The sequence below is a fragment of the Serratia sp. 506_PEND genome (assembly GCF_001076875.1).
GTDB classification, from domain to species: domain Bacteria; phylum Pseudomonadota; class Gammaproteobacteria; order Enterobacterales; family Enterobacteriaceae; genus Serratia; species Serratia marcescens.
Window position 1 is genome coordinate 1 of sequence record NZ_JVEL01000255.1, and the last position, 6,841, is coordinate 6,841.

Consider the following 6,841-nt stretch of genomic DNA (forward strand, 5'->3'; position numbering starts at 1 on the left):
GTTTTTTAATCGAGTTGCCGATGTGGAAATTGACCGTGCGCTCGCTCACCCCCATCAACAACGCGATCTCTTCCGCCGTTTTCCCTTCGCTGCACCAGCGTAAAATGTCTTTTTCGCGCAGCGTCAGCACATCTTTTATCGCGTCATCATTCACCGATATCAAGGCCTCCCGCAGCGTTTTATGGGCGGTTTGCGCCAGCCAAAGGAAAAAGTTTCATTTGCCGCACGCACTTGCGGCGTTTGCTCGGGTAGCGCTTTACCGGCAAACGTCAGGATCCCCAACCTGCCATAGCAATCCTTGACCGACTGCGACCAACCGGCGCACAGGCCGAATTGCGCCATACGCCGCCAAAGCGTCGGCCGCTCATGATAAAAGCTTTCGTCCCACTGGAACTGCAGCGTGGAGTGGTGAGCACGCTCAATAACCGGATCCTGCAAATACACCCGCTGCCGCCGATAATCTTCGAGATAGTTCGTTGAAATATTCCCTTCGATCAGCATCTTGGGGCTGCTGGCCGGATAACAGGAAAATACGATGTAAGAGAAATAATCAAACCCCAACGCCTCGGCGCAGGGCCCCAGCTGCGTCAGAAAGCATTCGCGATCGGCCAGGCTGCCAATCACCTCCGCCATGAGCCGTTGAGTGCGGGTATCCATAACGCAGGTTCTCCAGATAGCGATGTCGATTTATCGATAGGTCAGGTTCACTATAGAATATCGCCGCCCGGCGCCAGTAGCCGTTTCATATAATAAAAAATACCAACGCTATAACGAAAACAGCTATTCCCCTTTAAATAAGCCTTTTTATTGCGCCGAACAGGAAAACTACGCGAATAGCATACTCTCCTCGGCACGTAAACCTGTCATTTCTACCGTTAGACAGCCAGGACACCACCAATTACTTTCCAGACAGGCACCCAGTGCCGCCGTAAATCCAAAGAGATAATAAGCATTTGCGAATTTCGCATGGCATACAGTGACGGGGATTTTCTATGGCAGAAAGTAATGCGGCAATTCAATCGGCTGCGATTATCGGCGCGGGAACGATGGGCAGAGGCATCGCTTATCTTTTCGCGCAAAAAGGCATTCGCACGGTGCTTTATAATCGCAACGGCAATACCCTCAATCAGGCTCGCGAATATATCGCGCAAGACCTGAACAAGAAAGTCGAACAGGGCAAGATCGCGCTGCAGGATAAAGGCGCGGTGCTGGCCAATCTAATGTTCACTTCAGTGTTTGAGGCCATCGCCGACAGCGAGCTGGTGATAGAAACCATCGCCGAGCAAGAACAAACCAAACTTGAGGTGCTGGCGGCCATCGCCGCGGTGGTCAAGCCCGACACGCTGATCGCCACCAATACCTCCTCACTGTCGCTTAACAAGCTGGCTACTGCGGTGACGCACAGCGAACGCTTTATCGGTTTGCATTTTTTCAACCCCGCGCCGCTGATGAAGCTGATTGAAATCATTCCGGCCTACTTTACCGCGCACGCCACCACCGAACGCTGCCGCCAACTGGTGGCGGCGTTGGGGAAACACGATGTCGTCTGCCAGGCCACGCCGGGGTTCATCGTCAATCGCATGGCCCGCCCCTACTACCTGGAAGGGTTCCGCCTGTTGGAAGAACACGTGGCGCGCGCGGCGCAGATCGACCGCGCCCTCAAGGCCGGCGGACGCTTCCGCATGGGGCCGCTCGAGCTGACCGATTTTATCGGCCAAGACATCAACTATCAGGTCAGTCGGCAAATCTGGCAGGACATGCAATACGACCCGCGCTATACCCCCGGTCATCTGCAGCGTTCACTGGTCGATGCCGGTCTGTTGGGGAAAAAGAACGGTCGCTCCTATTTTGCCGCCGAAGAAACCGCCCCGCCGGTGACGGCCGCCAGCAATGCAGACGTCGAGACGCTGCGCGTTTACGGCGAGCACCCTTTTTTTACCCTGTTACAGCAGCGAGCCGCGCTTCAGTGGCCACAGCTGCGCGTGGAACAACGGCCGGCATTACCGGGGCTGGGGTCGGCCGTCCAGATCAATGACGCTTTCACCGTCAGCATCACCGATGGCCGCACGGCGAGCCAACTGGCCGAGCAGACGGCAGCGGATGCCTTTGTGGTCGATGTCGCCCTGAACTACGCCGACACGACGTATCTGGCGGCGGCGCACAGCCGCCACGCCTCTGCGGCCAATAAGGCGCTGTTTTTACGCCTGCTGCACACGGCAATCCCGCAGGTTGAATTTATCAAGGACTCTCCGGCGCTTATCGTCGCCCGCGTCCTCAGCAGCCTGATCAATGAGTCGGTGATCATGGTGGAAAGCGGCGTCTGCAGCCGGGAAGACATCGATGTCGCCGCCGTCGCGGGCGTTAACTACGCCGGCGGCATTTTCGACTGGCTCGGCAAACTGGGGGAGAAAAACGTCAGGACAACGCTGAGCAATCTGGCTCAGTTGCTGCACGCGGCGCGCTATGCGCCGCATTACACCCTTCTGCACGCCGCGCAACCGGCGCTGACGACCACGCCTTAAGGATCCATGATGAGCATTAACGATGACGGCGTTTATCTGATCGACGGCACGCGCACGGCGATCGGCGCCTATGGCGGCAGCCTGGCGCATACCCGTCCCGACGACATGGCGGCGACGATCATTCGCGGCCTGCTGCAGCGCCATCCCGCGGCGGAAGCAGATCTGGACGAAGTGGTTCTGGGCTGCGCCAACCAGTCCGGCGAAGACAACCGCAACGTCGCCCGCATGGCGACGCTGCTTTCCGGGTTGGATCCGTCGGTGCCGGCCATCACCCTCAACCGCCTTTGCGCCTCCGGGTTGGATGCGGTGATCTACGCCGCGGCGAAAATCCGCAGCGGCCTCAGCGAACTGATTCTGGCCGGCGGCGTGGAAAGCATGAGCCGCGCGCCCTATGTGCTGAGCAAAGGCGAAACGCCGTTCGACAAGGGGGTAAAGCTGTACGACACCACGTTGGGGTGGCGCTTTGTTAACCCGCGGCTGGCGCAGCGCTACGGCAGCGATCCGCTGGGCATCACGGCGGAAAACGTGGCCCAACAGCAGGGTATCTCGCGCGAGGAACAGGATCTGTTCGCGCTGGCCTCGCAGCAAAAAGCCCGCCGGGCGATCGACAGCGGCCGGCTGGCGCGGGAAATCACCCCCGTGGACGTGCCGGCGGATCGTAAAACTACCCGCACATTCGCGCAGGACGAATTCCCCCGGCTCAGCACGCTGCAACAGCTGGAGGCGCTGAAACCGGCGTTCTCCGCCGGCGGTTCGGTCACCGCAGGCAACGCTTCCGGCATCAACGACGGCGCCGCCGCGCTGCTATTAGCCTCCGGTCGCTACGTGAAACGCCAGGGGTGGCAACCGCTGGCGGAGATCGGCGACAGCGCGGCCGCCGGCGTTGAACCGGCGCTGATGGGGCTGGGGCCGATCGCCTCAACCGAGCGCTTGCTGCAGCGCGGCGGCTTCACCTTGAACGACTTCGACATCATCGAGATTAACGAAGCGTTCGCCTCACAGGTTCTGGCGGCGCTGAAACACTGGCGTATCGGCGCCAACGACGCGCGGGTCAACCCGAACGGCGGCGCCATCGCACTCGGTCATCCGCTGGGGATGTCCGGCGCGCGCCTGGTGCTGTCGGCGGCGCTGGAATTACGCGACCAACAGGCGAACAACGCATTGGTGACGATGTGCGTCGGCGTCGGTCAGGGGCTGTCATTAAACCTTAAAGCCGTTTAACACAAGGAACATACGATGAGCGTACTGAACATTCTTGAAGAAAAGCTGGCGGAAACCAAAAAACAGGGGCGTTTTCGCGAGTTCCTCAACCTTGAACGCGGCGTGCAGGACAAACCCTGGGCCACCAGCCACGGCCATCACGGTGAGCGCCGTCTCAACGTCTGGTGCTCGAACGACTATCTGGCGATGAGCCACCACCCCAAAGTGCTGCTGGCCACCACCGACGCGGTTAACCGGGTCGGGCTGGGCACCTGCGGCGCCCGCAGCATTTCCGGCACCTCGGTCTACCACAGCGAGCTGGAAACGCTGCTGGCCAGCGCCTACGGCAAAGAGTCGGCGCTGCTGTTCACCACCGGTTTCGGCGCCAACGACGCCACCTTGTCCACCCTGTGCGACGCCATTCCCGATCTGATCGTGTTCTCCGACGAGCTGAATCACGCCTCGATGATTTACGGGATACGCTACAGCAAGGCGGAGAAAAAAATCTTCCGCCATAACGACGTGGCGCACCTCGCCGAGCTGCTGCAGGCCGCCGATCCGGCGCGGCCAAAGCTGATCGCTTTCGAGTCGCTGTATTCCATGGACGGTGACTTCGCCCCCCTGGCGCAGATCGTGGCGCTGGCGGAGCAGTATCAGGCGCTGACCTATCTCGACGAGATCCACTCCGCCGGCGTCTATGGCGAACGGGGGCTGGGCTACGCCGAACAACTGGGCCTGCTGGATAAAATCACCATTATTCAGGGCGGGTTCGGCAAATCTTACGGTGCGGCGGGCGGCTATATCGCCGCGCCCCGCTCAGTGGTGGAGGCCGTGCGCAGTTGGGCTCCGGCATTCGTCTTCAGCACCTCGTCGCCGGCGCCGGTGGTGGCCGCCGCACTGGCCAGTTTTAAATACAACCTCGAGCATGACACCCAACGCAAACACCTGCTGGCGATCGTCGATCACCTGAAAACCGGCCTGCGCGCCGCCGGCATCCCGCTGGTGTCGGCAGACAGCCATATCCTGCCGCTGCTGGTCGGCGATCCACACCGCAACAAACACATCAGTAAAGTGCTGCTCGATGAGCACGATATTTACGTGCAACCGGTCAATGCCCCGACGGTGCCCGCAGGCAGCGAGCGGCTGCGGGTGACGCCGACCTCGGCGCACTCCCATGCCGACGTGGAGACCTTCCTGGCGGCGCTGGGACGAGTCTGGGCGGCGAACGATCTGCGGAGGGCGGGATGAAGTTAGCGGATTATAACGGCCATCTGATCACGCTCTGTCTGATGGCGACCGGTACCTTCGCCATCGGCACCGACGCCTTTATCGTCGCCGGCGTGCTCAGCGACATTTCCGATACCTTTGCCGTCAGCCCCGCGCAAGCGGGGCAATTGATATCGGTATTCGCGCTGGCTTATATGTTGTTCGCCCCCCTCACCGCCTGGCTGCTGGGCAACGTCAACCGCAAGCATATCCTACAGTTGGCGCTGGTGCTGTTCATCGCCGGCAACCTGGCCTGCGCCTGGGCCACCAGCTACCTGCAGATCTCGTTCGGCAGAGTGCTGGCGGCATTGGGGGCGGCCTGTTACACGCCGCAGGCCGCCGCCGCTGCGGTGGGGCTGGTGGCGGAAAAACGCCGCGGCCTGGCCATTTCCATCGTCTATGGGGGCATGACGTTGGCTATTGCGCTCGGTATTCCGTTCGGCACCTTTCTCGCCAAACTGATCGGCTGGCGTGAAATCTTCCTGTTCATCGCCCTGCTGGGGGCGATTGCGCTGCTGGGCCTGTCGCTGGCGCTGCGGGCCATTGCGCCTCCGGGCAAGCATTCGCTGAAAGAGCGGCTCGCCCCGCTGAGACAAAAGGCGGTGCTGACCACGCTGCTGATCACCTTTTTTGCCGTTTGCTCGGAACACATCGTCTATAGCTACGTCAGCGTGTTGCTGAAAAACACCCAGTTCGGCCCGCAGGCGATCCTGCCCCTCGCGCTGCTGGTGTTCGGCATTGGCGCGGTGATCGGCAATTTTGCCTCCGGCGCGTTAACCGATGCCCTCGGCAGCAAGTTCGTGCTGCTGTTTTCCGTGGCGATCCAGACGCTGTCCCTGTTTCTGCTGGCCTTCTATGTCACTTCCCCCTGGTGGGTGCTGGCCATCTTTCTGGTCTGGGGCATCACCGGCTGGATGTATCTGGTGCCGATCCAGCATCACCTGTTGTCGCTATCGAAACGCTTTGGCGCGCTGACCGTATCGCTCAACAGCTCGGTACTGTACGCCGGCATCGCGGCGGGCGGCATGCTGGGCGGCCTGGCGCTCTACGCGCTGCCGGCCTATTACCTGCCGCTGTTTTCGCTGCCGCTCGGCGCCATCGCCCTGCTGCTGACGCTGATCTTTTTCCGCGGGGAGGCCAGCGATGAGTGAATCACCGCCGGTGCTTTACGAACGTTATGGCGCGCAGGTTGCGGTCATCACCCTCAATCGGCCGGAGAAAAAAAACGCCATCAACCTGCAGATGGCCGAGCTGATCCGCACTTACCTGCGGCAGGCGGATAACGATGACTCGGTGCGAGCGATCGTCCTGGCCGGTCAACCGGCGGTATTTTCCGCCGGCATGGATATCAACGCCTTTCATCAGGGTGAACTGCCCATCGTCACGCCGGAGGGGTTTGGCGGGCTGATCCATGCACAGATCGCCAAGGTGATCATCGCCGCCGTTGACGGCATCGCGTTCGGGGGCGGATTTGAGCTGGCGCTGGCGTGCGATCTGATCGTCGCCGGCCAGAACGCGCGCTTCAGCTTCCCCGAAACCGGGCTCGGGTTAGTCGCCGCACAAGGCGGGTGCGCGCGCTTGCCGGCGCGTATTTCCCCCTATGTCGCGCTCGACTGGCTGCTGACAGGCAGAACCGTCGGCGCACAGGAGGCGTTGTCACACGGCGCCATTTCTCGCATCAGCGAGGGGGCGGCCCGGGAAGAGGCGCTGCGCATCGCCGAACAGATCGCCGGAAAAGATCTTGCCGCCAGCCAGGCGGTTAAGGCCATTGTGCGCCAGGGGCTGGCACGGCAAGAAGCCCCCTCATTCGATTTTCAACAAGGCCCGGTCGAGCGCCTGCGTCAGGCCGCCAC

The 6,841-nt window shown here is 61.1% G+C and carries 5 protein-coding genes and 1 pseudogene; 5 read left to right on the forward strand and 1 reads right to left on the reverse strand.

From position 1 onward, the window contains the following. Positions 1–657 (reverse strand): annotated as a pseudogene (locus ADK28_RS06665) (LuxR family transcriptional regulator); the annotation flags it as partial. Between the two features lie 335 nt (positions 658–992). On the opposite strand from ADK28_RS06665, the gene ADK28_RS06670 reads away from it, so the two are divergent. The 5 genes from ADK28_RS06670 to ADK28_RS06690 form a co-directional block, all read left to right on the forward strand. Continuing rightward, positions 993–2,522, forward strand: a complete 1,530-nt coding sequence (locus ADK28_RS06670) for a 3-hydroxyacyl-CoA dehydrogenase NAD-binding domain-containing protein (protein WP_028128009.1) — start codon at positions 993–995, stop codon at positions 2,520–2,522. A gap of 9 nt (positions 2,523–2,531) precedes the next feature. Further along, positions 2,532–3,743: an acetyl-CoA C-acyltransferase gene (locus ADK28_RS06675; RefSeq protein WP_048795231.1), complete on the forward strand. Its 1,212-nt coding sequence runs from the start codon at positions 2,532–2,534 to the stop codon at positions 3,741–3,743. A 15-nt stretch (positions 3,744–3,758) separates the two neighbouring features. After that, positions 3,759–4,970 (forward strand): 5-aminolevulinate synthase, encoded by a 1,212-nt coding sequence (gene hemA, locus ADK28_RS06680; protein WP_015377390.1) that lies wholly within the window; start codon positions 3,759–3,761, stop codon positions 4,968–4,970. Continuing rightward, positions 4,967–6,139: an MFS transporter gene (locus ADK28_RS06685; RefSeq protein ID WP_015377389.1), complete on the forward strand. Its 1,173-nt coding sequence runs from the start codon at positions 4,967–4,969 to the stop codon at positions 6,137–6,139. The genes hemA and ADK28_RS06685 overlap by 4 nt, the downstream gene beginning before the upstream one ends. Continuing rightward, the coding region (locus tag ADK28_RS06690) for an enoyl-CoA hydratase-related protein (RefSeq protein ID WP_048795232.1) at positions 6,132–6,841 on the forward strand (710 nt) is incomplete at its 3' end. The genes ADK28_RS06685 and ADK28_RS06690, both read left to right, overlap by 8 nt.